Consider the following 26143-nt stretch of genomic DNA (forward strand, 5'->3'; position numbering starts at 1 on the left):
TCCGGCATCACCGAAAATCGCTTGGGCGGATAATACCCAGCCAGCTCGACAGTCCGCATAGGTTCAAGGAAGACACTGGCATGGGCAAGATCGCAGCGATTGTCGTGGGAACCGGTTTCGGCGTCCGTGTTCACATACCCGCGCTGCGTGCCGCCGGCTTCAATGTCTTGGCGCTTGTGGGCCGCGATACGGAGCGCCTACAACGCAAGGCTTCGGAAAATGCGGTTCCGGCCTGCTTCACCGACCTCGACGAAGCAATCTCCGCCACGGGAGCCCGGCTCGTCACCATCGCGACGACGCCCGATACCCATGCCACGCTCGCGCACCGCGCCATCGCGCGGGGATGCCATGTGCTGTGCGAAAAGCCCTTTGCTTTCGATGCCGTGGAAGGCGCCGCGCTGCTCAAGGCCGCCGAGGATGCGCGGATCGTACACATGGTCTCGCATGAGTTTCGCTGGCTTCCGGAACGCGCCCTGTTCGGGCAGGCTATCCGTGAGGGCCTGATCGGCGAGCCGCGTTTCCTCGCGATGGATCAGTTCAGCCCCTTCTGCGCCGACCCGGCCGCCCGCTTGCCGCGTTGGTGGTTCGACAGGCAGGCAGGCGGCGGCTGGCTCGGCGCAAGCGGCTCGCACCTGATCGACCAGATCCGCGCCTGGCTGGGCGATTTCGAGTCGCTGAGCGCCAATCTGCTCACCATATCGGACCGGACCGATGTGGCCGAAGACACCTATTCCATGCGCTTCCTCACCAAAGGCGGGGTCGAAGGCACGATGCAGCAGAGCGCCGGGGCATGGGGGCAAGGCGCTGGTCTGTGCCGATGCGCGGGATCGAAAGGGACCGTCTGGATCGAGGCGGGCAAGGTTTTCGTGGCGAACCGTTCGGGAACCCGGCAACTGGACGTACCGCCAGAGCTTGCCCTGCCCTTGGCGGCAGACGCCCGGACGCCCTTCGAACTGGAGCCTTTCACCCGGCTCGCCAAGGCGTTGAAAGCGGCGATAGATGCCAAAGCGCGGCCCGGCGCGATCACGCCGCCCACGTTCCATGACGGCCTCGCCTGCATGATAGTGATGGATGCCATGCGCGCCTCCGCCGCCGAACGCGGGGCGCTTCAAATACTGGCGTAACGCCGATCAGGCCCGCGTCGTTTCGCCCGGCGCCCAGAGCGGAGCGCCGCGCGTGTTACGCAGGGATGCGACGACCTTTCCGTCCCGATCGGTCACGCCATATTCCGCCGCGAGTTCGGCATTGATGAAAGTTCCGCCAGAGCGCGCAGCGACCGCCGGATCCATCGCCAGCGCCGCGATCACCCGCCCCGGAAACTCCGGCGAGGACCCTGCGGTGCTGCCAAGTTGCGCTGCCATACCCGGCACGGACTTGAGGTTCTCGGTCGCCCGCTCGGTGAACGTGAAACCCTGCCACAACGACAGCGCCGTCACGCCGGTTCCGCGCAGGTCGTGGCCCATGTCGCGCATCATCCGGTCGGTCGCCGCCTTGGTGGTGCCGAACACGACATCATAGGTATAAGTCACGCCAACATGACCCGACAGGGCCGCGATCAGACCCGATCCTTGTGGCACCATGATCCTTGCGGCATGCCAGGCCGCGACATAGGCCGCGCGCATACCGGTATCCCATATCTGCCATTCGTCCAGCGGCTTTTCCCAGAACCCCTCACGCCCGGTCATCGTCTCGGGAATGGCCATCGCGTTGTTGACGAGGATGTCGAGCCGCCCCTCGTCCCGGCGCACCTGCTGGAACAGCGCGTCTATCCGCGCATCGTCCATCAGGTCGAGCGGCACCGCAACGCCCTTGCCGCCACGCGCTTCGACTTCCTCGACGGTCTGTGCCAGGGTCCCCGGCAAGACGCTCTGCCCCTCGGCAACCGTGCGGCCGGTGATATAGACCGTCGCCCCATGGTCCGCGAGCGCACAGGCGATGCCCTTGCCGATCCCGCGACTGGCTCCGGTAACGACCGCGACCCGGCCCGCCAATCCATCCGAAATGCGCGCCATGCCGCTCACCCCTTCGCCGGATTGGCAGGGGCACGCCGATTTGTAAGTGGCCGCTGATACGAGGGGTCATCCTTGCTCCGGCACGACACGCCGTTGAGCGCAAGATCGGGCACATCGGCAAAAGGTACCGGCATTGGCGGCGGCAGGCAGCCCCATTCGATCACATTGGTGCGCAGCGCGATCTTCCATTCGCCGCCGCGCCGTTCGAACCGGTCGACATACCGCCCGCCGGCGATCCACAGGCTCTCGTCGCGGTTGCGGCCGACAAACTGGTAGTACGTCTCGCTATGGGCAGTGTCACCATCCAGATCGATGCTGCTCTGGAGCAAGGCGTGGTGGGTGAGGAGCTGTCCCGCTTCGTGCATCGGCGCAGCCCAGTCCCAACAGTCGGCGGCACTGCCCACAAAAGGCCCCGCCGCCATTTCCGCATCGCCCCAGAAGGCAGAAAGGTAGATGGCCCGGTCGAACCGATCCATCCCGCGCGAAAAGCGGGCGAGGCATTCTAGGATATCCTGCTTGTCGAGCAAGGCATCGATCCGAGCGTCACGATCCGCCGTCATGCCTCCACTCCTTGCGCGATCGGCTGCCAGAGCGGCGATCCGCGCAAGGCCCGCGCGGAGGCTATCACTTGTCCGTCAATATCGGTCAGCCCATAATCCTGCGCCAGTTCCGCCGTGATGAACTCCCCGCCGGAACGCTTCATTACCTCGGGATCGGCGGCCAACGCAGCCACCACACGGCCGGGATGCTCGACGCTGCTTCCCTGCATCTGGGTGATCGACGTCGTCATCCGCTCACCCATCCTTGCCAGATTGTCCCTGGCTTTCTCGGTCAGCGTAAGTCCTTGCCAGAGCGTGAGCGAGGCGACGCCATGCGGCTCGAGCTCCACCGCCATGTCCCGCGCCATCCGGCCTACCGCCGTCTTCGACGTCCCGAAAATTACCCCATACGTGTACGTGACGGCGGCAAAGCCCGAGATCGCCACGATCAACCCGGATTTTTGCGGCACCATCAGCCGCGCCGCATGCCAGGCGGCAACATAGTTGGACCTGACGCCGACATCCCACATTTCCAGATTGGCCAGCGGCTTTTCCCAGAAACCCTTAGGTTCGAGCAGGTCGTCGGACAGCGAGAAGGCGTTGTTGACAAGAATGTCGAGTTGCCCTGCCTCGGCAGCGATCCGCTCGAACAGAGCCGCGACAGCTAGGTCATCGCCATGATCGCAGGCGACCGCAATACCGCGTCCACCGCTCGCCGCCCCGCGCACGTCGCATTCGGCAGCGGTCCCACCAACGGTGCCGGGAAGATAATAATCCCCCTCGTTGACCGTGCGCCCGGTGACGTAGACCCTCGCCCCCTGCTCGGCCAGCACCAGTGCGATCCCCTTGCCGATGCCCCGGCTCGCGCCGGTGACCAGCGCAACCTTGCCTGCCAGCGGCGCGCTCATCCGACGTCTCCCGCGAACCAGCGCTCGCTGTAATCGCCATTGGCCCGGCCGGTGAAATGCCCTGCACCGAAGGGATAACCCATAACTCCCTGCGACCAGTCCGCCGCTGCGCCCCAATCCTGCTCCCAATCGTAGAGCATCACCCGATCGGCAATGCGCCATTCCCCGCTGCGCTTTTCGAAGCGATCGAGATAGCGTCCGCCGATGCAGGTATCGCGGTCTCCCTTTCCCATATCGATGCGGTGATAAGAGAATACGTGGGTCTCGGCCTGCGCCACCTCGCCGGCGAGTTCGATGACCGACTGCCCGATCAGATGCTGGGTATCCTTGATCGCATCGGCGCCCGGCACCACCCAGGCCAGATAAGCCTCGAAATTGCCGCTGTGCACGCCGTAGTCGAAACGCGCTTCCGGCCACCAGCAGGTCCGGATAAGGTCGGCACTGCGCCGATCCTCTCCGCGGGCGAGACGGGCGATGCAATCGCGGATCATCTCGCGGTCAATCATCCGTTGGACCAAGGCTTCCATCTGTCCTCTCCCGAAGCCCTCCTTGCCGGAGTGGCCAGAACGTCGTCGAGCGCAGATCCATGGAGGCCGCCCGATTCCCGCCCATTCATGGAGCATGTGGTCATGGCCCCGCTTGTTGAATCCGGACAATCCGCCCTGCCCGCCAGCCACGACCCGCACCCTGGCCGGAAAACGCACAGGCGACGCGCTCCGTGCAGACATAACGACAAGAAGGGGGCAAGCTCCCGGTTCGTCGTCTCGGTCGGCTCCATGATGAGAGCAAGAAGCAGACCGGATCGGCGGGCCGCGCGAGGTGGAGATGCAAGACTATCGCAACACGCACAGGGGCGCCAATCACCGCAGTGCATGCCTGCAAGGCGACGACTTCATACGGGCCCGGCTCCTGCGCCATTTCCCCGAATTGGTCGCCAGCCTTGGCGGCAAGTCCGCCGAAATCCTTGAAACGGCCGGGATCGAACCATTTGGCTGCGAGGAGGAAAACGCAGTCACCTGTGCCCAGTGGATCCTCGCCATGGAAACCGCTGCCGCGCGCCTCGGCCTCCCCGATTTTGGCATGCGTCTTGCGCGGCGGCAGGGCGGACAGGGTGCCCACGCCGTCGTTGGCAGGGCGATGCGCCATTCGCCAACTTTTGGTGCAGCAATCGATCAGGCCGTTCGCCATAGCGGCGCGCATTCGCGCGCCAGCCGGATCTGGCGCGGGCAAAGCGCCTCGCGAGACCATGTCTTTGTCGGCCATGACCTCCTGATTTCCGGCCATTCCCGACGCAGCCAGAGCATCGAGCAACTTCTCCTGTTGGGTCATCTGGGCGCCCAGGCGCTGACCTCCGGACGCGTTCGGGCGCGCGCGATTCACCTGCGTCACAACGCGATTGCTTCCCCCGGAACCTACCGGCGCAACTTCGGATGCGATGTGCGCTTTGTCCGGAACGAGGACGGCATCGTCTTTCGTGCCGACGACATGGCCTGCCCGGTGCACGAAGCCGATCGGCACGAACTGACACGGGCCGTGGCACACCTACACAAAAACCACGGCGGATCGCCTCACCCAGCCAGCATGCAAGTCCGCGCGATCATCATGCCACGGCTTTGGATGAACGGCTGCAATACCGAACTTGTGGCAAGTCTCCTCGGCATGCACCCGCGCACGCTGAACCGCCGCCTTCGCGAGGAAGGTCTGACATTCCAGCGGATCAAGGATGAGGTCAGGGCCGACCGCCTGCTCTTCTATCTGGAGCAGACAGATCTCCCGATCTGCGAGATCTCCCAAAAGCTGGGTTTCGCCGAGCAATCTGCGCTGAGTCACTTTTCCAGACAGGTCTTTGCCATGAGCCCCACCGATCTACGAACCGCAGCTTCAGGCAGGCCGTCGAACCATGGGAACGTCGCAACAGGTCAAGGGGTTTCGCCCCGCATCGACAGTGCCAACTGCAAGAGCGCATGATCGCTCGTCTGCGCTACGTTGATCCTCAGAAACGAGGTCGCGCTCTGGCTCGGGCTGAAGACATTGCCGGGCGCCAGAACGACGTCTCGGGCCAGACAGCGCCTGGCAAGCACGGCACTGTCCACCCCATCGGGCAAGCGGCACCACAAAGTGAAGCCCCCCACTGGCTCTCCCTGCGGCACGATCCCCATCGCCGTGAGGCGAGGCGCCATGGCCTACCGCGCCCTGGCAAGACGGCGGCGAAGTTCTTCCATGTGGCGTCGAAACCCCCCGCCGGCGAGAACCCTGCTAATCGCGCTCGTGGCGATCGGCGGCGGGCCGCCGAAACCTGTCGCCAGTTGCAGGTCGGTCAAGGCATCGATCCACTCCGGCCGCGCCGCGATGTAGCCGCAGCGCAAGGCGGCCGACAGCGTCTTCGAAAAGCTGCCGATGCGGATCACACCCGAAAGACCATCAAGCGCCGCCATGGTAGGCACGCCCGGCGCAAAATCCGCAAAGATATCGTCCTCGACGATCACCATGCCATGCGCCGCCGCGATGCCCGGAAGCCGGTGGGCGGTCGTCAGGCTGAGGCTGCCTCCCGTCGGATTATGAAGGTTCGAATTGGTGATGTAGAGGCGCGGTCGCTGCGCCGCGACAATCGCCTCGAACGCGGCGGGATCGGGCCCGGAACGCAGAAACGGCACACTGACGGCCCGCACCTTGTGGGCGGCGATCAGTGCCTGATAATTGAAGTAGCACGGATCGTCGAGCAGCACCGTATCACCGGGAGCCAAGAGCAGACGGCAGATCAGGTCGATCGCCTGCGATCCCGACTGGGTCAGCAGGATCCGATCCGGATCGCACTCCAGCCCCTCGGCGGCAAATCGCAAGGCGATCTGGCGTCTCAGCACGGGGTCACCTGCCGTGGTCCCGTAAAGCGTCAACAGATCGCCATCCCGACTGACCTCGCGCAGCGCCTTCTGCAAGGCGCGCTGCGGCATCCAGTCAGGCGGCAACCAGCCGCAGCCCGGCTTGTCGCTCGACTGGGAGGAATCGAGCGACTGACGCGACACCCAGAAAGGATCAATCTCATGCTCTCGCAAAGGCGCATGGGCTGCCGGTCCCTGCGGTGCCCCCGCCAGATGGCTGACAAAAAAGCCCGAGCGGGGGACCGCCGCGATCAGGCCTTCGGCAACCAGGCGGTCATAGGCCTCCACCACCGTAGCCGGTGAAACGCCGAGATCGGCCGCGCTGCGCCGAACCGAAGGCAGCCGGTCCCCCGCACAGAGCGACCGCGTCGCAATACGACTGCGGATGCCCTCGATGACTCGTCCAGTCTGGGTTACCTCAGCCAATTGTATCGCCCTCTATACCAGTACAGATTAATCATTCTGTATCGCTCTGTAGCTGGCAAGACCAGCGGCTTTCGCTAGATCACGGCCCCTCGGACCTGGAGAGATCACACATGCAGAATTCCTTTAGAGGCTGGGGAAGCGGCCTCATGGCCGTCATCGTCTTCAGCGGCTCGATGCCGGCGACGCGCCTTGCCGTGCTGGGAATATCACCTCTGCTGCTGACCTGCGCACGTGCACTGATTGCCGGCCTGCTGGCCACCCTGCTGCTGCTGGCACTGCGCCAGCCGCTTCCGACAGGACGGCAGTGGCAAAAACTCTCGGTTGTCGCGGGCTGCTGCGTAATCGGCTTTCCCTTGCTGTCTGCGCTTGCCCTCCAGCACATGTCGTCGGCCCGTTCACTGGTGTTCATGGGCCTGCTCCCCCTCAGTACCGCGATCTTCGGAGTAATCCGTGCCGGTGAGCGCCCTTCTCCGGCGTTCTGGATCTTCGCCCTGATCGGTGCGCTCGCGGTGGGTGGCTTTGCCCTTACCAACGATGGACATTCCTCGGCCGCTGGCGACGGCCTGATGATCCTTGCCATCGCCGTATGCGGCCTGGGCTATGCCGAAGGCGCGGTGCTGACCCGCGAACTTGGCGGGTGGCAGGTCATCAGCTGGGCCCTGGCGCTGTGCATACCACTCGCGGCTCTCGGCGCCATCCAGTTCTGGCCCCAGACCGGGCTCGCCGCAATCGGCACATCCAGTTGGCTCGGGCTGGCCTATGTCTCGGTCTTCTCGATGCTGGTGGGCTTCATCTTCTGGTACCGCGGACTAAGCCTGGGCGGAATCGCACGGGTCGGACAACTGCAACTGCTCCAGCCATTCCTCGGCCTCGGCCTCGCATCCGTGCTTCTGAACGAACACGTCTCATCGCTCATGCTGGCAGCAACGATGGTCGTAATCGGCAGTGTCGCTGGCGCAAAGCGCTTCGCTTGAGAGACCGTTTGAAAATTCGCGACATGCGAATTTAACAGCACCGGTCCTTTCCCGTTCCCCGCCACCGATCGATAATGTCCTGCGAGTGACAGGTGTATGGGCGAGGGCCGGCACCGCCTCGAGAAAGCCCCTGCCGGCCATTTTCAAACGGCCTTCCTGAACAATATTCCTTGTTTCGGAAAAATAACCACCAAGTTTCATCAATGTTTCTTCACAAAGTTAACGCAATTCCAAAGAGCAACAGTAATGAAATAAAAATGAATGTTGAAATTTACCGTTGCCAATAATCCTCACTTCAAGAATTTCACAACAAACGCCACCCAACTACTGCACCACTGTCTCGACACTGTCATACAGGGGCGATTATGGCTTCGGCAGCAGCGACGCCCTGGCTGCTGAAGACGACCGTTGGCGGACGATTGTGCTTCCAGGAGCTTGGAGACGCATGCTGAAGCCATGACGCTCCCCCTTGCGGGGGAGCACCTATGAGGTCGTAGATCCAATGCAGAAACGCTCCCTTCTCGTCGCTTCGGCGGCGAGCCTCGCGATCGCCTGCGCGCTCGGTTCCGTCCCGGCGCGCGCCCAATCCACCGGTTCGCTCGATTTCGAGAATTCGGACATCGTCGTCACCGGCAAGGCCCAGAACGACATTGCCGGCATCGTCATCCCGGCCACCCCGAAGGCCAAGCAGGTCCTGACCAAGGACGTGATCGGCCGCGAGACGCCGGGCCAGTCGATCGACGAAATCATCAACCTGATCCCTGGCGTCAGCTTCCAGAGCTATGACGGCTATGGCTCCTCGGGCGGCAGCCTGATGATCCGCGGTTTCGATGATACGCGCATTTCCCAGACCTTTGACGGGATTCCCCTCAACGACACCGGAAACTACGCGCTCTATACCAATCAGCAGCTTGATCCGGAATTGATCGAGCAGGTCAACGTCAATCTTGGCACCACCGACGTCGATTCGCCAACTGCATCGGCATCGGGATCGACCGTGAACTACCGTTCGATCGATCCGAGTCACGAATTCGGCGCTCGCATGGTCGGCACGGTTGGCGACTACGGCAAGATGCGCATCTTTGGCATGATCAACACCGGCGATCTGAATTCGTCCGGGACCCGCGCATGGGTCTCGGCCTCCAAGGACACCTACAACGCCCTTTACGGCGGTATCGGCAAGATCGACAAGACCCAGTTCAACGCCAAGGTCTACCAGCCGATTGGCAACAACGGCGACTTCATCGCGATCTCGGGCCATTACAACGTCAACCACAACACCATGGCATCGGACTGGGCGCTGACCAATACCAGCGGCATTCCCACCAATGCCGATGAGCGTGACGCCTATACCGTCGCGCGCTGCACCATCCCTTCCGGCACGGAAGGTGTGGCGGATGCCGCCAGCTCTTGCGGTTCGGCCTGGGAATATCGCTACAACCCGTCGAAGACCGCGAACATCCGCATCAATTCGCGCTTCACGCTCAGCGACAAGCTGACGCTTACGGTTGATCCCTACTTCCAGTACACCTCGGCCAACGGTGGCGGCACCGTGGTGGCCAAGGAAGGCAGCTACAGCAGCACCATTGCCAGCGGATACATCAACGGCACCCCCTACTTCGGTGGCGTCGACCTCAACGGTGACGGTGACACCCTGGACTCGGTCCGCCTCTCGGCCCCGAGCCAGACCGAAACCTACCGCATCGGCGTGATCGCCTCGCTCCGCTACGACCTGTCCGACAACCAGCGCGTCCGCGTAGCCTACACCTATGATCGCGGCCGCCATCGCCAGACAGGCGAACTGGGCTACCTCGATTCCGACGGCTTCGCGTCGAACTACTTCAACACCAGCGACGCCCTGACGGACGTCAACGGCAACGTCCTGCAAAAGCGCGATCGCCTTTCCTATGCGATCCTGCACCAGGTTTCGGGTGAATATTCGGGCGACTTTGCCAGCAACGCCCTCCATCTTGTCGCAGGCCTGCGTGTGCCGTTCTTCCGCCGCAACCTGACACAGAACTGCGTGACCTATACCAGCACCGGTTCGGTGAACTGCCTTGCCGACGCCGACAGTCTGGCCGCTTACGAAGCCGGCCTGAACACGACTTACGCAGCGCCGCAGAACAAGGTGTTCGACTATAGCCGGGTCCTGCCGAACGTGGGCTTCACCTACGACTTCACCCCGGCACTGTCGCTGAACGCCAACTACTCGAAGGGCCTTCAGGTCCCGGGCACCGACAATCTCTACACGAACGCATTCTACTATTCGGACGGTTCCGCCGATCCGAAGCCCGAAGCCACCGACAACTTCGACGTCGGCCTGCGTTACCATTCGGGAATGTTCCAGGCCTCGGTCGCGGGCTGGTACACGATCTTCTCGAACCGCCTTTCCTCGGCCTACAACCCCGATACCCAGACCTCTACCTACACCAACCTCGGCACGGTCGACCGTTACGGCATCGACGGCAGCCTGGCATTCCGGCCCGAGAAACACATCTCCGCCTATCTCTTCGGCTCGTATCTCTGGTCGAAGATCCGCGACGACGTACAGACCGGCACGTCCACTTACGCTGCAACGTCCGGCAAAATGGAAGGCGGCGTCCCGCACTACACCGTCGGTGGCCGCCTGGAAGGCAATGCCGGCCCCGCATCACTGGGCGTGGAAGTCAAGAAAACTGGCTCGCGTTACTACAACAGCCTGAACGTTGCTGTCGAAGACAGCTCGGGCAACAAGCTCTGGGATGCCAAGGTGCCGGCCTATACCGTCGTCAATCTCGACGCGCGCCTGAATCTGGGCTTCCTCGGCCTGAACGACAAGACGTTCGTTCAGCTCAACGTGACCAACCTGTTCGACAAGTTCTATTACGGCGCTTTCGACGATGCAGGCATCACCAATACCGCAACGACCTACGCCTACATCGGTGCTCCGCGCACTTTCTCGGCATCGGTAAACTTCCAGTTCTGATACGACAACAACAGGCCCGGAGCTTTCGAACTGGAACTTTCGAACTCCGGGCCTGACTTGCGTCAGCGTTCCTGCTCTGGAAACAATGCGCTGGGCAGTCGGATCGCTAAGCCCAGCGCCATGACCAGCAACACCTCGATCACGGCAATGGCAGGCAGCATCGTGCGCCCGCTTCCGGCGAAGAACGCCGTTCCGACCATCGCGACACCAAGAGCCATTCCCAGTTCCTGGACCGTCTTGACGATGCCGCTGGCCACACCGGCGTGCGCTGGATCGACGCGCGCGAGCATCACCGGCGTCAGCGGGCCGCTCGTCATGCCCATGCCCACCCCTGCCAGTCCAAGGCATGGTAGTGCCCATATGTAGGGCATGTTGCCCTCGATCCAGCAGAGCGTCATGCCCGCAAAGATCGCCATCAAGGAAATGCCGCCGAAAATGACCCACCTTCCGTAGAAAGCCAATAGCTTTCGGCCAAGAAACGCGATCCCGAACATCACGCCGACACTGAAAGGCACGTGCAAAAGTCCAGTTTCAAGCGGTGAATATCCACGCAAGGTTTGCGCGCCGAATGCAAAGACAAAAAGGAATCCCCCCGTCGCAATTCCGAAGGCAAGCGCAATCGAAAGCCCCATCACGAATTGCCGCTGCCGCGCCAACGCGGTCGGAAAGACCGGCGCCTCCCCCTTGCCCTCCCGGCGGACAGTCCGCCGCCATACCAGTGCCAAGGCAATGGGCGAAGCTGCCAGCAACGCGAAATGCCATGGCTTCCAGCCAAGATCGTGCCCGCGCACGAGCGGGTAGAGCAAAGCCGCCATGGCCACACCCAGCAAGGCCGTACCGCGGCCGTCAATCCCCCGCGGAAGCGGGGAACGTGCGCCCGGGAGGAGCCGGGCAGCCAACATCGTCGCTGCCAGCCCTACCGGCACGTTGATCAGGAATACGCTGCGCCAACCGGTATCGAACAGGTTTGCGTGGATCAGGATCCCGCCGAGGATCGGCCCCGAAATCGCGGATAGTCCGCCGATCACACCGACCCAAGCCAGTTTGGCCACCCGCTCCATCGGGCCGTACAGCACCTGGATCAGCGCCATCACCTGGGGCGCCATCATCGCGCCCGCACTGCCCTGCAGTACGCGCGCGGCGATCAATTGCCCTGGACTCGCGGATAGGCCGCACAACAGCGACGCCAGTGTGAAGCCGGCCACACCGCCAATGAACAGGCGGCTGTAGCCGAAGGCATCGCCCAGCCGCCCGCCCAGCATCAACAGCAATGCAAATGCCAATGAATAGCCCGCTGCCACCCACTGCGCCTGCGCTGCCGCCGCCCCGAAATCGCGCTCGATGACCGGCAGCGCAGTGTTGACGATCGTAACGTCGACGATCTCCAGCACCAGCGCGACCATCAGCGTCAGGTAGGCAAGCGACTTTTGCCGTTCGGTCAGTTCCGCCGGTAGTGCCGACGACACGATCGCCGTCAAATCACGCCTTCCTTCAGCATCGAAACCGCCGTCGCACAGGCCCGCGCGGTAAGCGCCATGTACGTGAGCGAAGGGTTCTGACAGGCCGACGAACTCATCTGCGCGCCGTCGGTGACGAACAGGTTCGGGATATCGTGGGCCTGACTCAAGCGGTTGAGAACCGAGGTTTTCGGGTCCCAGCCCATGCGCGCGCCGCCCATCTCGTGGATCGAGGTGCCACCGTGACCGGGCCGGTCGAACCCCATGATGACATGCCCGCCCGCTTCGGTGAGCATCGCGGTCGCCTCGCGGTGGGCATCGGCCAGCGCGGCCAGCTCCTCCTTGCCATGCTCGAAGGCGATCTCGAGCTGGCGCACGCCGCGCGGATCGGCGCGCTTGCTCAGCGTCAGGCGGTTGCTGGCGCGCGGCATCGAATCCGCGAAGACCACCAGCACCATCGTCCACGGGCCGATCTTGTGCAGTTCCTCCTTGTAGTCCTTGCCGATGCCACCCATCCGCTTGCCGCGCGTCCAGGTGCCCTGCAGCGCACCGCCCTGGAATGAATAGCCGCGCGTGAAGCCGTCCCCGTCCAGCGTATCGAGATTGCGGAAGCGCGGGATGACGATGCCGGTCGGGCGGTTGCCGAAGCTGGTGCGCCCTTCGTAACCGGGCATCACCGCCATGGCCGCCATCGTATTGGCATGGTCCATGATATGCGTGCCGAGCACGCCGCTGGAATTGGCAAGGCCATGCGGCATCGCCTCGCTGGCCGAGTTCAGCATCAGATGAACCGAATTGAACGCACCTGCATTGAGGAACACGACCCGCGCATAAGCCACTTTGTGCTCGCCGGTTTTGGTGTCGATCCAGCGTACTCCGGTGACACGGCCGGTCTTCGGGTCGTAATCGACCTTGTGGACCTGCGCATCGGTAACGACCTTCAGCCGCCCGGTCTTCTTCGCCGCCGGCAGCGTGGCCGATTGCGTGGAGAAATAGGCGCCATAGGAACACCCCCGCGCGCAGATGCTGCGGTACTGGCAATGTCCGCGGCCTTGCTCCGGGCGCGCTTCGGTGAGATTGGCGGTGCGGCCGATGGTCATCACCCGGTCCGGGTACTTCGCGCGAATACGCTCACGCGCGGCCTGCTCTACGCAGTTCAGTTCCATCGGCGGCAGGAAGCGCCCATCGGGAAGCTGAGCCAGTCCCTCCGCCGCGCCGGAAACGCCGACGAATTCCTCGACCTTGTCGTACCACGGCGCCAAATCGGCATAGCGGATCGGCCAGTCGGTGCCGAAACCGTCGCGCTTGTTGGCACCAAAATCATAGTCCGACCAGCGATAGCACTGCCGCCCCCATGTCAGCGAGCGACCGCCAAGCTGGTAGGAGCGGAACCAGTCGAACTCCTTGCCCGGTGCCTTCTGGTAGGGCTGTTCGGTATCGTTGACGAAGTGGTTCTCGGTGAACTCGTTGAAATGCCGGTTGAGCATCTGCACCGGGTATTCACGGGCGTAGAGCGCCGCGTCGCCCTGCCCGCGATATTCCATTTCCCACGGAGCCTTGAGCTCGGTCTCGTAGCCCGTCTGATGCTCGATATTGCGCCCGCGCTCTACCATGAGCACGGTTAATCCCGCCTCGGTAAGTTCCTTGGCCGCCCAGCCCCCGGTTATGCCGGAGCCGACGACGATCGCATCGAATTGCGTGTTGTTTTCCATTGTCAGCCGAAATCCACTGCAGTCCAGTCGCTGGAGAAAGCGCGCATCTCCGGGGTGAGCGGGATGTCCCATTCCCATTTACCGGGGACCAGTTCGTAACGAAGCTCCTGCGATCCGCCTGCCTCGCTGGTGTAGTAGCCGGTGAGGATCAGCCCCTTCAGTGCGTTCCACGGCGAAGGCGGCGCGCCCTGCGCAAAAGCCGCATCGTCGAGTGCGGTCAGCAGGCGGGTGCGCTCGGCGGCGCTATGGCGCAGGAAATCGCCGCCTGCCGCACGGTCGAGCACATGTTCCAGCCAGGGCAGATAGCGCAGCGATCCGTCCCGGCGCCGGAAGGGAGCGGTGGCGGCGGTTACCATCTCGGCAGCCATCGGCGTGCGCGTTCCGCCAAGCCCATGGGCAAGCGCCAGCACCACGAAATCGCCGACGCCGACCTCCATCGCTCCCGGCGTATCGGTGCGCGGGATCACGAGGTCGGACACTTCCGCGATCAGGCGGCGCTGGCGATCACTCGGCAGGTCTTCGGCATCGAGATCGGTGAGCTTCACGCCCGCCGCGGGGATGCCCAGCGCCAGCGCCAGCAACGCCGCGCCGGCCGTGAACTCACGGCGGTTCCAGCCCTTGTGGGCTCCGCTCATCGGCCGCCTCCCATCAGTTTTGCGTTGCGCGCGAGATCGTTGCGGCTGGGCCGAGCAGTCATTTCGAGGAGGCGCATTGCGTGCTGACCATCGCCCATGCCGGCACCCCCTTCGATCTCGGGGCCCGGTTTGGCGGCGATTCGGGGCATCAGGCCGATGGTTATCCCTGATCCGCCGGCCACCATACCCGTTCTCAGGCGCGGACTTGTCATGCTTCCTCTCACATTTTTTATAATTATCGTTCTAATTTTAGATGAGGCGATCGGTCAAGGCCTTCGATTGCATTGACCGCGATCAAATTCGCCGATAACAAACAGGAATACAAATTCTAATTAAGTGCCGGGCAGCGGCACGGGCGGAGAGGCATGAACCCGGTTTCCCGATTCTTCAGAAAGCTCACCATGAAGCCGCAGGGCATGACGATCGTCATCGCGGCTTTCCTCCCGATCTTCGCGATCGTCTCGATGTTCCCGATCGTGGCGTCGATGATCGCGCACTTCAAAACGGACCCCGATGCAGCGGCAAAAGTGCCTCTGATGGTCACTGCGCCGGGCCTTACCATCGCGATCCTCGCACCATTCGCGGGCTGGTTCGTGGACACCTTCGGCCGCCGGAGGCTGCTGCTGATCTGCACGTTTTTCTACGGGCTGTTCGGCACCCTGCCGTTCTTCCTTGACGACCTGAACCACATCTTCGCCAGCCGTCTGGCGCTGGGCGTGTGCGAGGCGGGCATCCTCACCATCGTAAACACCCTGATCGGCGACTACTGGGATAACGAAAGCCGCCGCAACTGGCTGTTTCTGCAAGGCGTGATCGGGCCGTTCCTGGCCTCGGGCGTGATCCTGATGTCCGGCCTTGTCGCCTCGGTCCGCTGGAACGGCGGCTTCCTCGTCTACCTCGTCGCTTTCCCGATCTATCTGGCGATGCTGGTGTTCCTCTACGAACCCCAGGGCCGTGCCGCGCATGACGAAGCGCCAACCGCACCGGCGGGCGAAAAGGCCCGCTTCCCGCTCGGCGCCGCGCTGGGCGTCGGCGCGCTGACGCTGTTTTCGGCGGCACAGTATTATGTCTTCATCGTCAACGGCAGCATCGCCTTCGGCGAAGTGGGCGTGACCGATCCTGCCGCCGTCGCCAAGATGAGCTTCCTGCCGAGCTTGTTCGTCATCCTCGGCGCGCTGCTGTTCCGCATCCTGTCGGGCCGTTCCAACGGCGTGCAACTGGGTGCTTTCCTCGCCATCCTCGGGACCGGCCTTGCCGTCATCGGCCTGGCTCGCAACCCGGGCGAGATGATTGTCGGCCTTGCCATCCAGCAGACCGGCGCCGGCATGGCCGTGCCCTCGCTGATCGCCTGGGCCCAGACCAAGTTCCCCTTCGAGCATCGCGGCCGGGGCATGGGCATCTGGACCGGCTCATTCTTCTTCGGCCAGTTCATATCGCCCGCACTCGTCCATCAGGCCAGCGGCGCGACCGGCTCCATGCAAGGCGCTTTCGTGACGGCGGGCACCGTGTCGCTGGTGGTGGCACTGGCCGCACTCGGCGTGGGCTTCACGGGCGGCAAGACGCCGCACGGAGCCCCGAACGCGGCCTGATCCAGAGCCTCAACAGCAGCGCCCGCCGTTTCTTCCACCATAGCGGGCCTGCTGCCGATCACGAAAAAAGGCCTTCCGGTCCATGACCGGGCGGTCGGGGTGGCGGGCCTGCATGTGCCTGACGTAATCCTCGTAATCGGGCATTCCGACCATCAGGTGCAGCGCCTTGCGCAGCGTGGCGAGAGGATCGCTCATGCCGCCGCCACCGTTTCATCGATCACCTCACAGGCAGTCGGCACGGCGCTGCGACGCGCCGCAAGGACGCTGCGCAGGCTGAACACCAGCAAGGCAAGGACCACCGCCAGAAACACCGCGACAAGTGCGGCATCGATACGGTCATTGAGGATCACCTGCCGCATTTCCGACAATGACTTTGCCGGCGCCAGAACCTGCCCCCTGTCCGCCGCCGCCTCGAACCTGGCGGCATGAGCCAGGAAGCCCACCTTGGGATCGGCTGCAAACAGCTTTAGCCAGCCCGCCGTGCCCGTGCACAGCAGCAGCCATGCCGCCGGGAGAGCCGTCACCCAGACATAACGATCACGCTTCATGCGGAACAGCACCACCGTCCCCAGCATCAGGGCGATTGCCGCCAGCATCTGGTTGGCGATACCGAAGACCGGCCAGAGCGTGTTCACCCCGCCCAGCGGATCGGACACGCCCTGATGGAGGAAAAACCCCCAGGCCGCCACACAAAGCCCTGTCGCCACAAGCCCGGGCACCACCCCTTCGTTCTTGCCGAAACGCGGCGCGGCGATGGCGATCAGGTCCTGTAGCATGAACCGTCCCGCGCGGGTGCCCGCATCAACGGCGGTAAGGATGAACAACGCCTCGAACAGGATCGCGAAGTGGTACCAGAACGCCTTCATCGCCGGCCCGCCGACAACATGCGAGAAGATCTCCGCCATGGCGACCGCCAGGGTTGGCGCCCCGCCCGCGCGTGAAATGATCGTGTGCTCCCCCAGATCGCGCGCGGTCTGCACCAGCGTGTCGGCGGACAGCGGATACCCCATCGCGGTCACCGCCTGCGCCACCTGATGCGGCTCGGTGCCGATCACCGCGGCCGGGCTGTTCATCGCGAAATAGATGCCGGGATCGAGGATCGAAGCGCCGATCAGCGCCATGATCGCCACGAACGCCTCCATCAGCATCGCACCATAGCCGATCATCGGCGCATCGGCCTCGGTGGCGATCAGCTTGGGCGTCGTGCCGCTGGCGATCAGCGCGTGGAACCCTGATACCGCGCCGCAGGCGATGGTGATGAACAGGAACGGGAACAGCGATCCCGCCCAGACCGGGCCGCCGTCCGCCGCGAATGCGGTCACTGAAGGCATGCGCAGCGCAGGTGCCATGATGACGATACCCACCGCCAGCGCCGCGATCGCGCCGATCTTGAGAAAAGTCGAGAGGTAGTCGCGCGGAGCGAGCAGCAGCCAGACCGGCAGCACCGAGGCGACCGCGCCATAGCCGATCAGGATCCAGCACAGCTGGATCGGTGTCAGCGTGAACAGCGGCCCCCAGAACGGCGACTGCGCCACCCACTGCCCACAGACCAGCGCCGCGATCAGGCCGATCAGTCCCAGCACCGAGACTTCGCCGATCCGCCCGGGCCTGATCCACCGGGTGTAACCGCCCATCGCCAGCGCCAGGGGCACGGTTGCCGCCACGGTGAACAGCCCCCATGGGCTGGCCGCCAGCGCCTTGACGACAATCAGAGCCAGTACCGCCAGGATGATGATCATGATGAGGAACGCCCCGAAGAGCGCTATCACGCCTGCCGCCTGGCCCATTTCCATGCGCACCAGCTCCCCCAGCGAGCGCCCGTCGCGACGCATCGAGATGAACAGCACCATGAAGTCCTGCACGGCACCGGCCAGCACCACGCCCACGATGATCCACAGCGTGCCCGGCAGATAGCCCATCTGTGCGGCCAGCACCGGCCCCACCAGCGGTCCGGCCCCGGCGATAGCGGCAAAGTGGTGCCCGAACAGCACCCGCTTGTCGGTCGCCACATAATCCAGCCCGTCGGCACGGTAGACAGCCGGGGTCGCTCGTCCGGGATCGAGGCGCATGACCTTCCGGGCGATGAAGCGCGCATAGAAGCGATAGGCCACAAGGAAAGAACAGACCGCCGCGACCAGAATCCACAGCGCGCTGATCGTCTCTCCGCGCGACAGGGCCACGACCGCCAGCGATCCGGTCGCCACCAGGGCCATGACGATCCAGCCAATTCGATGCACGGTCATATCCTCTTCCCATATCGGCTCGAAATGCCGTTTGCGCAGGAATGGGCTGAGCCTGCAACCCCCTGTCGGCCGCTTGCCACTGACGGGACTTGGCCATACCTCTCGTTCGGTGACGAAATTCGAAGAGATCGGCGCCCCGCTTGCCCGGCGCATCGCCCTTGCCGCGCAGGGCTTTGGCGCCCGGCCTGCGCGCGCGCCGAAACCGGCCGACCTGCGCCGCGTGCTGGGCAAGGTTCACCTTCACCAGATCGACAGCGTCAACGTGCTGGTCCGTGCGCATTACCTGCCTGCCTTCTCGCGCCTCGGCGCTTATGATCGCGCCGATCTCGAAACGCTGGCCTGGGGCCCCAGGCGCCAACGCGCACTGTTCGAATACTGGGCGCACGAAGCCTCGCTGCTGCCGTTCGAATTGCAGCCACTGCTGCGCTGGCGCATGAACCAGGCGGATCGCGGTGAAGCCAGCTGGGGACGGATGCGGCTCTACGCCAGCGAACGACGCGCCGAGGCCATGGCCTTGCTTGACCGCATCCGGATCGACGGCCCGCTCGCCGCATCGGATTTCGAAAGCCACAAGGGCAAGTCCGGCTGGTGGGAATGGAGCGACACCAAGCGCGCGCTGGAATGGCTGTTCTGGGCGGGTCACATTACCACCGCCGCACGGCGCGGCAGCTTCGAGCGCCTCTATGACCTGACCGAGCGGGTGATCCCTGCCACCGTCTTGGCGCTCCCCACGCCCGCCGATGCCGACGCCCACCGCGCGCTCATCGCCCATGCCGCCGCCGCCCACGGTATCGCCACCGACAAGGAACTGCGCGACTACTTCCGCCAGTCGCCCGAACAAGCCCGGCCCGCGATCCATGCGCTGGCCGAGGAAGGCGTGCTGATTCCGGTTTCCGTGGCGGGCGGAAAGCATGGCTGGCTGCACCGCGATGCCCGCCGCCCGCGCCGCATCGACGGCCGTGCTCTCCTGGCCCCCTTTGATCCGCTGGTCTGGGAGCGCGACCGCGCCGAGCGCCTGTTCGGCTTTCGCTACCGCATCGAGATCTACGTGCCTGCGGAAAAGCGCCTTCACGGCTACTACGTGCTGCCGTTCCTGCTGGGCGACCGTTTGGTAGCACGGGTCGACCTCAAGGCCGACCGCAAGGCTGCAATGCTGATCGTGCAATCGGCGCATTTCGAACCCGACGCGCCGGAAGATGCAAGAGAGGAACTGTCCGCCGAACTCGAAACCATGGCTGCGTGGTTGGGGCTGGAACTCGCACCGCTGAAGCCATGAGCCTGCCGATGCGTCAGCCCGCCTTCCAATCGAGCTGGCCTTCCTGATATCTCAGAGAACGCGGAAAACAGGAATTTTATGGAACGTGACGCGATACTGCCGGATCGGAAACGGCGCGCATCCGCGCGAGTTCGGCGGGGATCGGCCAGCCCCATTCCTCGTAAAGCCGTGCGAGCAGGGTCAGCAATTGGCGCAGTTCCGGCGCGGTGTCATCTTGCCGGAAACGCATCAACAGCGGCGCTGAAATCGGTTCGGCGATGTCGATGAAGGCCACGTCACCCCGGCCGTGATGCCGCACCGATTGCGGCACGATGCATGCACCGACGCCCGCCGCCACCATGACCAGCCCGGTCTGCAGTTCCCGCACTTCCTGGATCTGATCAGGCATCAACCCGTGCGAAACGAACGCCGAGAGTACCAGGTCGGCAAAACTCGGACGCGGCTCGCTGGGATAGAAGATCAATGGCTCCCGGCAAAGCCTTGCCAGTTCCACAGGCTCCCCCAGCAATGCCAGCGGATGGTCCTTCGCGACTGCGACCACAAGCGGTTCATTGCGAGCCAGCACATGACGGATACCCGGATCCTCGACAACGATCCGGTCGAAACCGATATCGATGCGGCGATCCTTCAGCGCCGCCATCTGCTCCTCGGTGCCCATTTCGGTCACGCCGATCTCGACTTGCGGCACGATCTCGCGGAACTGCCGGATTACCTCGGGCAGTCGCGCATAGAGCGTCGAGGGCACCAGCCCGAACACAAAGCGCGGTGATTTCCGCGCCGCCAGGTTCTGCATGGAGACCTGCAGCTGCTGCATGCCGCGCATGACCATGCTGGCCCGCTCATAGAGCAGCTTGCCCGCCTCGGTCAGCTTCAGCGGGCGAGTGCCGCGCTCGAACAGGGTCAATCCAAGCGAGACCTCAAGTTCCTGGATACGCTGGCTGAGCGGCGGCTGCGTCATGTGCAGTTGCTCCGCCGCGCGCGTGAAGCTGCGTTCGTTGGCGACCGCGAGAAAATAGCGCAGCTGGCGAATGTCGATGTTCTGCATTTCACGTCGCTCCAGAGCCGCTCGTTGCGGGCCAAGCGCTCACCATCCATATCGCAGCGATATAATGTCAGTTCAACACAGTCCTTCCATCGACTCGGTGAAAGGTCCAGGGCAGCGCGGTCGGCGAGACCGACAAATCCTGGACAGGTTGCCGCCGAACAGGCGGACTTCCCCCTAAACTGCGCTGATGTTCATGCCCCAAGACTGCAACGGTGGATATAAGACAACAAGAGTTGCCTGTCTTGAACCCCGCATCGGCGTGCGCCTACCCCCGGCGGCAACCTTATCCAGCCATATCGTTCCGATGACGGCCTGACACCATGGCCGTCGGCACCGCGCGTCTGCAAAGCATCACCACGCCAGCCTTGCCGCGTTCCCGGGAAACAAGTCCCGTTCTGGCGGAAACGCTGACCGGGATGGCGGATGCCCTGTTTTCCCTGAAGACTTACGCGGCGGCGATCCTGGCCTACTACATCGCGCTGCGGATCGGCCTGCACCGGCCTTACTGGTCGGTCATCACCTGCTACATCGTGGCCCAGCCGCTGGCCGGCGCCATGTTGTCGAAAGCGGTCTTCCGCATGATCGGCACCGTCTTCGGCGCGCTTGTCGCCATCATCCTCGTCCCCCAGTTCGTGAACTCGCCGGAGTTGCTGACCTGGGTGCTGGGCCTTTGGCTGGCATTGTGCACATATGTGGCGATGCTGGACCGCACCCCGCGATCCTACGTGTTCCTGCTCGCCGGATACACCGCCAGCATCATCGGCTTCGCCGCCGTGAGCCACCCGAGCACGATCTTCGACATCGCCAGCCTGCGCGTGCAGGAAATCATCATCGGCATCTGGTCCAGTGCCGTGGTCAACGCACTGATATTCCCGCGCACCGTCTCGGCAAAGCTGGCCGAACGCGCCAGCCAGATCCTGACCGACGCCGAACGCTGGTCGCGCGATGCGCTGTCCGCGCAGGACAATGCAGAGGACGCGGCGACGCTCGACCGCGATCGCCGCAGGCTCGCTCTTGATCTCCACGAATTGCACCAGTTGGCGGTCCAGCTGCCTTTCGATCTCTCCCGCTTCACCGTGCGGGTCGCGGTTCTGCGCGTATTGCAGGACCGACTCTCGATGCTTCTCCCGCTGGCGAGCGGCATCGAGGATCGCATCGGCCAGCTTCACGCCGCTGAAGCCATGCCACCGGATATCGCAGCCCTCATCGCCGACATCACCCTGTGGCTGAACGACCTTTCCTCGGCCGCCGAGACCATACCCCAAGCCGACGCGCTTATCGCCCGCGCCCATGCACTGGAACCGCGGGACGAAAGCGAATGGGACTGGGAGACCGGGCTGTGTCTAAGCCTGCTCGACCGCTTGCAGGATCTGATCCGTATCCACCGCGATGCGCGTGAATTGCATGCGATCATCCTTTCCCCGACCACCGCGCCATCACCGAACATTGCCGCCGCCATCCGCAATGCCCGCGCCATGCCGCTGCACCGTGACCATGGCCTGGCGCTGCGATCGGCGCTGGCGACGATGGCAACCCTGGGCATCGGCACAGCCATGTGGATCGCCACGGCCTGGCCGGATGGCAGCACCGCCGTGGTGATCGCGTGCATCATCTGCGCCCTGTTCAGCCACCTCGACAACCCTGGACCGACCGCCAGCCGCCTGCTGTACGGTACCCTTGCCGCCATGCCGATCGGCGCATTCTACGCCTTTGTCCTGATGCCCCGGCTCAGTGACTTTCCGGCAATGGTCGGCGTTCTGGCGCCGGTCATGCTGATCGTCGGCAGCCTTCAGGCCCGCCCGTCGACCGCGATCTTTGCCATCGGCATCATGCTGACATTGCCGGGCCTCGTAGGCCTCAACGAGGAATACGACGCCAATTTCCAGACCTTCACCAACTTCGCCATCGCGCAAATCGTAGGGGTTGGCATTGCCGTCTTTGTACTCAATTTCGCCAGTTCGGTTGGAACACGCTCCAGTGCGATCCGGCTCGTGCGTTCGGGCTGGCGCGAGCTCGCGGGCATGGCGGGGGGCAGGGACAGCCTCGACCTCAATGCCTGGATCGGCCGTATGATCGACCGCGTGGCGATGTTGACGCCGCGCCTCAAATACCTCGCAATCGACCCTACCCAACCCCTGCTCGACATCCTCGCCGACACCCGCATTGGCATGGCCATCCACGACCTTCGCACGTTCCAGGAACGTGCATCGCCGTGGAGCGCCCGGCAAGTCGCGGTCGTGCTCAAGCACGTCGAGCAGCACTTCACGCAGCTACGCGACGACCGGCCGATCGACCCGGATCCTGCCTTGGTTCGGGCGATCGACCTGGTTCTGGCGAAAGTGGCGGCGCTGGAAGATCTCGAGCAGCGCCGCCTTGGCGTGCTGGCGCTTACCAGCCTCAGGCGCAATCTGGCATCCTACGCGCCGCCTCCACCGGCCATGCGCCGCCAGCGGGAGGATGGCTCAGCCGTGCTCCCGGGATAGATCCAGGGCAGCTGCGTCAAGCGCCATGCCCGCCTCTTCGCTGTGGCGCGCCACCCGCAGGCCGAGGGGGCCGGCAAGGTATTCCCACCCCTCAACGCCCCAGCGTTGCAGTGCGCGGGGTTCCAGCGGTACCGATACACGGCGGCTTTCCCCGGCGGCCAGGGCTACCTTGGTGAAACCCACCAGCGCGCATTCGGGAGAATCGCGGTAGACCTGCACGACGTCGCTGCCGTCGCGGTCCGAGACGTTCGCGACGGTAAGCGTTACCACGTTGTCCTCGATCCGGGCATCGGACCAGGCAAAGCAGGCGTAACCAGCGCCGGAACCGATCGGATGCCGCGCCGCCTTTCCTTTGGCGACAAGTCCGCGATAGCCCAGCAGAGTACCTTCCGAATAGGCCAGCGTCCCGTCGGCGGCAGGTTTCAGCCGGAAGGCGGGGTAATCGTCCTCGCTGGCCGCGAACGTTACCGGCAGGCGTCCGCCAGGCTCACGAGCGCCCGACAGCACATCGGCGAGCGCCCGGGCGAAGCCTTCTCCCGGATACCAGACCGAGAGCAGCGCGGCCGTCCGGTGCTCCCAGGAGCAGTCGAAGGCATGGCCGACGTTGACGATCACCGCGGTACGGGGATTGGCCGCCGTCACTGCGTCGATCAGGCGCAGTTGCTCGGCCGGCAGCAAAGTGTCCGCACGGTCCTTGCTTTCGACGCTGGAGTCGGATGTTTCACCCACGATCAGGAATACCGCATCGGCCGATCGTGCGGCGTCGACAGCAGCCTGCAACATCTCTTCCGCACTGCCGGGACCGCGCAGCCCGTACCAGAGCCCCTGCACGCGCCCGCCGATCCACGAGAACTCGACCGTCACCGTGATCGTCTGCCCCTCGGCCAGGTCCAGGGCCAGGACATCGGAATCACCGCGCTTGAGCACGCCCATGACGTCACCTGCCGGGATTTCGCCACCCGCGCGCATCACTTCCTCGCCATCGACAAGAATACGCGCGGCGCCCGTGGAGCCAAGGTGCAGATTGTGCACTCCGCTGCGGGTTGCCTTGTAGCGCCCGCTTGCCCGCACCGAACCGGGCGTCGCGAAATCGGCCTGATCGTGCACGCCGACAAACCAGACCAGCGAATTCGTATCGCGTGTCTCGCGCGACACCACTTCACCCGCACAGTCTGGCGCGCCAAAGTATTCGAGTGTCATTCCGCGCGTGGAACCATCGCCGATATCCAGCGCCGGCACAACGCGCATGCTGGGCAGGCGCGGCTGCGGATCGACGCCAGGCTCGAACAGGATCTCCGAACAGCCGCCATACGTCTCGCGCAGCACCTCGACCGGCGTCGGCGCATCAGGCGAGATCGAGATCTTGGCGAAAGTCCCGCCCTGAAAACACGGCGCCCAGGCATTGGGGCCGATCACGGCCAGACGCTTCACCGCCCCCGGAGCGAGCGGCAGCATATCCCCTTCGTTGCGCAGGAGCGTAAAGCCGGCAGCCGCCGCCTCCACAAGCAGAGCCTGCGCCGCATCCGGCGACACCGGCTGGGACTTGTTGCCGGTGATCCGGCGCGCCACCGATGCGACGCGGGCTGCCGCGTCTTCCACGCGCGCGGCGTCAACCGCGCCCATCGCCACCGCCGCCTCCAGCTTTTCCCCCATGAAGCGCGCAGGGCCGGGCATTTCCAGATCGAGCCCGGCATTGATCGTGCCTTCGCTGGAATGGGTGCCGAACCAGTCGCTCATGATGAGACCGTCGAAGCCCCAGTCCTGCTTGACCACTTTCGTCAGCACATGGGCCTGTTCCGAACACCACGCCCCGTTGACACGGTTATAGGCCGCCATCAGCCCCGCACAGCCCTCGCTTGCGGCATATTCAAAGGGCAGCAGGTACACCTCGCGCAAGGTCCGCTCGTCGACACGAACGTCCACCTCGTCGCGCGCAGTCTCGCTGTCGTTGCAGACCATGTGCTTGGCGATCGATCCGGTGCCGGTCGATTGCAGGCCCTTGACCCATTCCGCGCCGAGCACCCCGGTCAACACCGGATCTTCCGAAAAGTACTCGAAGGCCCGCCCTGCCAGCGGGCTGCGAGCGAGATTGAGGTTGGGCGCCAGCACGGCATCCACGCCGCGCGAAACGGCCTCGCTGCCAACCAGCGCGCCAATACGGCGGGACAGATCGCGATCCCAGGTCGCTCCAAGCAGCGTCGAGCAGGGGCTAAGCAGGGCAATATCGCGTTCGTCCACCTTGCCGCTGGCGATCCCAAGCGGGCCGTCGGACATCGTGAAGGAGGGAATGCCCGCCTCAGGCACCGCACACGAGGACCACATCGCCTCGCCTGCCGTAAGCGCGCAGGCCTGCGAAAGAGAAAACGCGCTCATGCCAGGGCCTCCACCCGGAAACCCATGATCTGCTCAGCCTGGGCGCGCACTGCACGCGCAACCGCTTCGTCGATCAACGAACCGTCGGGCGCAAACGGCCTCTGCTCGGCCGAATTGACCCCGACACCTACCGGCGTCGGCCAACCGCGCATGGCATGGACAACGTCGCGCAGTGCCGAAAGCGTGGTTCCACAGGCCTGCCATCCGGCCGCCGTGACAACCAGCCCCACAGGTCGTCCATCAAAATATACACGGGCATCGCCGCGCAAGTCTTCCAGCAGGTCGATGGCGTTCTTGACGAGCCCCGAATAGCCGCCGTGATAGCCGGGGCTGCCGATGACGATACCGTCCGCCATCCGAACCGCTTCGACAAGCGCCAGTTCTTCCGCCGTACGCTCCGGCTGCTCCGGATTGAAATGCGGCAGCGCCGCGAGCGCGGGACCGTCGAACATCACGGTTTCGGCGCCCATTGCGGCGCATTCTGCCAGTACGGCGCGCACGATCCGTTCGCTGGATGAGGCCTGACGGAAGGTTCCGCCCAGCCCGACGATCCGCCGGGGCGCGGCGGTCGAATTCTCGGTCATCGCTTTCTCCTCAAGCGGCGCGGCCTTCTTGCGGGCCGCGCCA

General features: G+C 64.2%; 20 protein-coding genes. 7 read left to right on the forward strand and 13 right to left on the reverse strand.

From position 1 onward, the window contains the following. The first annotated feature begins 80 nt into the window (after positions 1-80). Positions 81-1124 (forward strand): Gfo/Idh/MocA family protein, encoded by a 1044-nt coding sequence (locus tag CA833_RS24165; RefSeq protein WP_207080490.1) that lies wholly within the window; start codon positions 81-83, stop codon positions 1122-1124. 6 nt (positions 1125-1130) lie between these two features. Here CA833_RS24165 and CA833_RS24170 read toward each other — a convergent pair whose 3' ends face one another. The 4 genes from CA833_RS24170 to CA833_RS24185 are packed head-to-tail and all read right to left on the reverse strand — an operon-like array spanning position 1131 to position 3986. Continuing rightward, positions 1131-2012, reverse strand: coding sequence for an SDR family NAD(P)-dependent oxidoreductase (locus CA833_RS24170; RefSeq protein WP_207080491.1), 882 nt, complete (start codon positions 2010-2012; stop codon positions 1131-1133). A gap of 5 nt (positions 2013-2017) precedes the next feature. Then, positions 2018-2572, reverse strand: coding sequence for a nuclear transport factor 2 family protein (locus CA833_RS24175; protein WP_142638939.1), 555 nt, complete (start codon positions 2570-2572; stop codon positions 2018-2020). Further along, on the reverse strand, positions 2569-3459 hold the full coding sequence (locus tag CA833_RS24180; protein ID WP_207080492.1) for an SDR family NAD(P)-dependent oxidoreductase: 891 nt from the start codon (positions 3457-3459) through the stop codon (positions 2569-2571). Before CA833_RS24180 ends, CA833_RS24175 begins: the two co-directional genes overlap by 4 nt. Further along, a complete protein-coding gene (locus tag CA833_RS24185; RefSeq protein WP_207080493.1) occupies positions 3456-3986 on the reverse strand; it encodes a nuclear transport factor 2 family protein in 531 nt (176 codons plus the stop codon). The genes CA833_RS24180 and CA833_RS24185 overlap by 4 nt, the downstream gene beginning before the upstream one ends. 298 nt (positions 3987-4284) lie before the next feature. On the opposite strand from CA833_RS24185, the gene CA833_RS24190 reads away from it, so the two are divergent. Beyond that, positions 4285-5427, forward strand: coding sequence for an AraC family transcriptional regulator (locus CA833_RS24190; RefSeq protein WP_207080494.1), 1143 nt, complete (start codon positions 4285-4287; stop codon positions 5425-5427). 215 nt (positions 5428-5642) lie between these two features. Here the strand turns inward: CA833_RS24190 and CA833_RS24195 are convergent, their stop codons facing one another. Further along, entirely contained in the window at positions 5643-6764 is a 1122-nt protein-coding gene (locus CA833_RS24195; RefSeq protein WP_242526476.1) for a PLP-dependent aminotransferase family protein, read from the reverse strand. 110 nt (positions 6765-6874) lie between these two features. Between CA833_RS24195 and CA833_RS24200 the strand changes: the two genes are divergently transcribed. Both CA833_RS24200 and CA833_RS24205 read left to right on the forward strand, forming a co-directional pair. Beyond that, entirely contained in the window at positions 6875-7738 is an 864-nt protein-coding gene (locus tag CA833_RS24200) for a DMT family transporter (protein ID WP_207080495.1), read from the forward strand. A gap of 502 nt (positions 7739-8240) precedes the next feature. Beyond that, positions 8241-10703, forward strand: coding sequence for a TonB-dependent receptor (locus CA833_RS24205; protein ID WP_207080496.1), 2463 nt, complete (start codon positions 8241-8243; stop codon positions 10701-10703). Positions 10704-10765: 62 nt separating this feature from the next. On the opposite strand, the gene CA833_RS24210 is transcribed toward CA833_RS24205, so the two are convergent. Genes CA833_RS24210 through CA833_RS24220 form a run of 3 tightly spaced genes read right to left on the reverse strand, consistent with a single transcriptional unit; the run spans position 10766 to position 14507 of the window. Next, positions 10766-12181 carry an MFS transporter gene (locus tag CA833_RS24210; RefSeq protein ID WP_242526478.1) on the reverse strand — a complete coding sequence of 472 codons (1416 nt, stop codon included), beginning with the start codon at positions 12179-12181 and terminating at the stop codon, positions 10766-10768. Further along, a complete protein-coding gene (locus CA833_RS24215) occupies positions 12178-13872 on the reverse strand; it encodes an FAD-dependent oxidoreductase (RefSeq protein ID WP_142638955.1) in 1695 nt (564 codons plus the stop codon). The genes CA833_RS24210 and CA833_RS24215 overlap by 4 nt, the downstream gene beginning before the upstream one ends. Positions 13873-13874: 2 nt before the next feature. Continuing rightward, positions 13875-14507: a gluconate 2-dehydrogenase subunit 3 family protein gene (locus tag CA833_RS24220; RefSeq protein WP_142638957.1), complete on the reverse strand. Its 633-nt coding sequence runs from the start codon at positions 14505-14507 to the stop codon at positions 13875-13877. 365 nt (positions 14508-14872) lie between these two features. On the opposite strand from CA833_RS24220, the gene CA833_RS24225 reads away from it, so the two are divergent. Then, a complete protein-coding gene (locus CA833_RS24225) occupies positions 14873-16096 on the forward strand; it encodes an MFS transporter (RefSeq protein ID WP_242526479.1) in 1224 nt (407 codons plus the stop codon). 9 nt (positions 16097-16105) lie between these two features. Here the strand turns inward: CA833_RS24225 and CA833_RS24230 are convergent, their stop codons facing one another. Beyond that, positions 16106-16291, reverse strand: a complete 186-nt coding sequence (locus CA833_RS24230) for a YbdD/YjiX family protein (RefSeq protein ID WP_142638961.1) — start codon at positions 16289-16291, stop codon at positions 16106-16108. Continuing rightward, on the reverse strand, positions 16288-18339 hold the full coding sequence (locus tag CA833_RS24235; protein WP_142638963.1) for a carbon starvation CstA family protein: 2052 nt from the start codon (positions 18337-18339) through the stop codon (positions 16288-16290). The genes CA833_RS24230 and CA833_RS24235 overlap by 4 nt, the downstream gene beginning before the upstream one ends. 109 nt (positions 18340-18448) lie before the next feature. Between CA833_RS24235 and CA833_RS24240 the strand changes: the two genes are divergently transcribed. Beyond that, positions 18449-19615 carry a winged helix-turn-helix domain-containing protein gene (locus tag CA833_RS24240; protein WP_242526480.1) on the forward strand — a complete coding sequence of 389 codons (1167 nt, stop codon included), beginning with the start codon at positions 18449-18451 and terminating at the stop codon, positions 19613-19615. 76 nt (positions 19616-19691) lie between these two features. Here the strand turns inward: CA833_RS24240 and CA833_RS24245 are convergent, their stop codons facing one another. Next, positions 19692-20660 carry a LysR family transcriptional regulator gene (locus CA833_RS24245; protein ID WP_142638967.1) on the reverse strand — a complete coding sequence of 323 codons (969 nt, stop codon included), beginning with the start codon at positions 20658-20660 and terminating at the stop codon, positions 19692-19694. A 320-nt stretch (positions 20661-20980) separates the two neighbouring features. On the opposite strand from CA833_RS24245, the gene CA833_RS24250 reads away from it, so the two are divergent. Then, on the forward strand, positions 20981-23143 hold the full coding sequence (locus tag CA833_RS24250) for an FUSC family protein (protein WP_242526481.1): 2163 nt from the start codon (positions 20981-20983) through the stop codon (positions 23141-23143). Here the strand turns inward: CA833_RS24250 and CA833_RS24255 are convergent. Both CA833_RS24255 and CA833_RS24260 read right to left on the reverse strand, forming a co-directional pair. Further along, positions 23123-25516 carry a glycoside hydrolase family 3 protein gene (locus CA833_RS24255; protein WP_207080498.1) on the reverse strand — a complete coding sequence of 798 codons (2394 nt, stop codon included), beginning with the start codon at positions 25514-25516 and terminating at the stop codon, positions 23123-23125. The two genes, CA833_RS24250 and CA833_RS24255, sit on opposite strands and share 21 nt — an antisense overlap. After that, positions 25513-26100: an NADPH-dependent FMN reductase gene (locus CA833_RS24260; RefSeq protein WP_142638971.1), complete on the reverse strand. Its 588-nt coding sequence runs from the start codon at positions 26098-26100 to the stop codon at positions 25513-25515. The genes CA833_RS24255 and CA833_RS24260 overlap by 4 nt, the downstream gene beginning before the upstream one ends. Between the last annotated feature and the right edge of the window lie 43 nt (positions 26101-26143).

This window comes from Novosphingobium sp. KA1 (assembly GCF_017309955.1).
In the GTDB taxonomy this organism is placed as follows: domain Bacteria; phylum Pseudomonadota; class Alphaproteobacteria; order Sphingomonadales; family Sphingomonadaceae; genus Novosphingobium.

Coding starts and splice junctions, on each gene's coding strand:
- CA833_RS24165 (WP_207080490.1), top strand. CDS start 81: ATGGGCAAGATCGCAGCGATTGTCGTGGGAACCGGTTTCGGCGTCCGT.
- CA833_RS24170 (WP_207080491.1), bottom strand. CDS start 2,012: ATGGCGCGCATTTCGGATGGATTGGCGGGCCGGGTCGCGGTCGTTACC.
- CA833_RS24175 (WP_142638939.1), bottom strand. CDS start 2,572: ATGACGGCGGATCGTGACGCTCGGATCGATGCCTTGCTCGACAAGCAG.
- CA833_RS24180 (WP_207080492.1), bottom strand. CDS start 3,459: ATGAGCGCGCCGCTGGCAGGCAAGGTTGCGCTGGTCACCGGCGCGAGC.
- CA833_RS24185 (WP_207080493.1), bottom strand. CDS start 3,986: ATGGAAGCCTTGGTCCAACGGATGATTGACCGCGAGATGATCCGCGAT.
- CA833_RS24190 (WP_207080494.1), top strand. CDS start 4,285: ATGCAAGACTATCGCAACACGCACAGGGGCGCCAATCACCGCAGTGCA.
- CA833_RS24200 (WP_207080495.1), top strand. CDS start 6,875: ATGCAGAATTCCTTTAGAGGCTGGGGAAGCGGCCTCATGGCCGTCATC.
- CA833_RS24205 (WP_207080496.1), top strand. CDS start 8,241: ATGCAGAAACGCTCCCTTCTCGTCGCTTCGGCGGCGAGCCTCGCGATC.
- CA833_RS24215 (WP_142638955.1), bottom strand. CDS start 13,872: ATGGAAAACAACACGCAATTCGATGCGATCGTCGTCGGCTCCGGCATA.
- CA833_RS24220 (WP_142638957.1), bottom strand. CDS start 14,507: ATGAGCGGAGCCCACAAGGGCTGGAACCGCCGTGAGTTCACGGCCGGC.
- CA833_RS24225 (WP_242526479.1), top strand. CDS start 14,873: ATGAACCCGGTTTCCCGATTCTTCAGAAAGCTCACCATGAAGCCGCAG.
- CA833_RS24230 (WP_142638961.1), bottom strand. CDS start 16,291: ATGAGCGATCCTCTCGCCACGCTGCGCAAGGCGCTGCACCTGATGGTC.
- CA833_RS24235 (WP_142638963.1), bottom strand. CDS start 18,339: ATGACCGTGCATCGAATTGGCTGGATCGTCATGGCCCTGGTGGCGACC.
- CA833_RS24245 (WP_142638967.1), bottom strand. CDS start 20,660: ATGCAGAACATCGACATTCGCCAGCTGCGCTATTTTCTCGCGGTCGCC.
- CA833_RS24250 (WP_242526481.1), top strand. CDS start 20,981: ATGGCCGTCGGCACCGCGCGTCTGCAAAGCATCACCACGCCAGCCTTG.
- CA833_RS24255 (WP_207080498.1), bottom strand. CDS start 25,516: ATGAGCGCGTTTTCTCTTTCGCAGGCCTGCGCGCTTACGGCAGGCGAG.
- CA833_RS24260 (WP_142638971.1), bottom strand. CDS start 26,100: ATGACCGAGAATTCGACCGCCGCGCCCCGGCGGATCGTCGGGCTGGGC.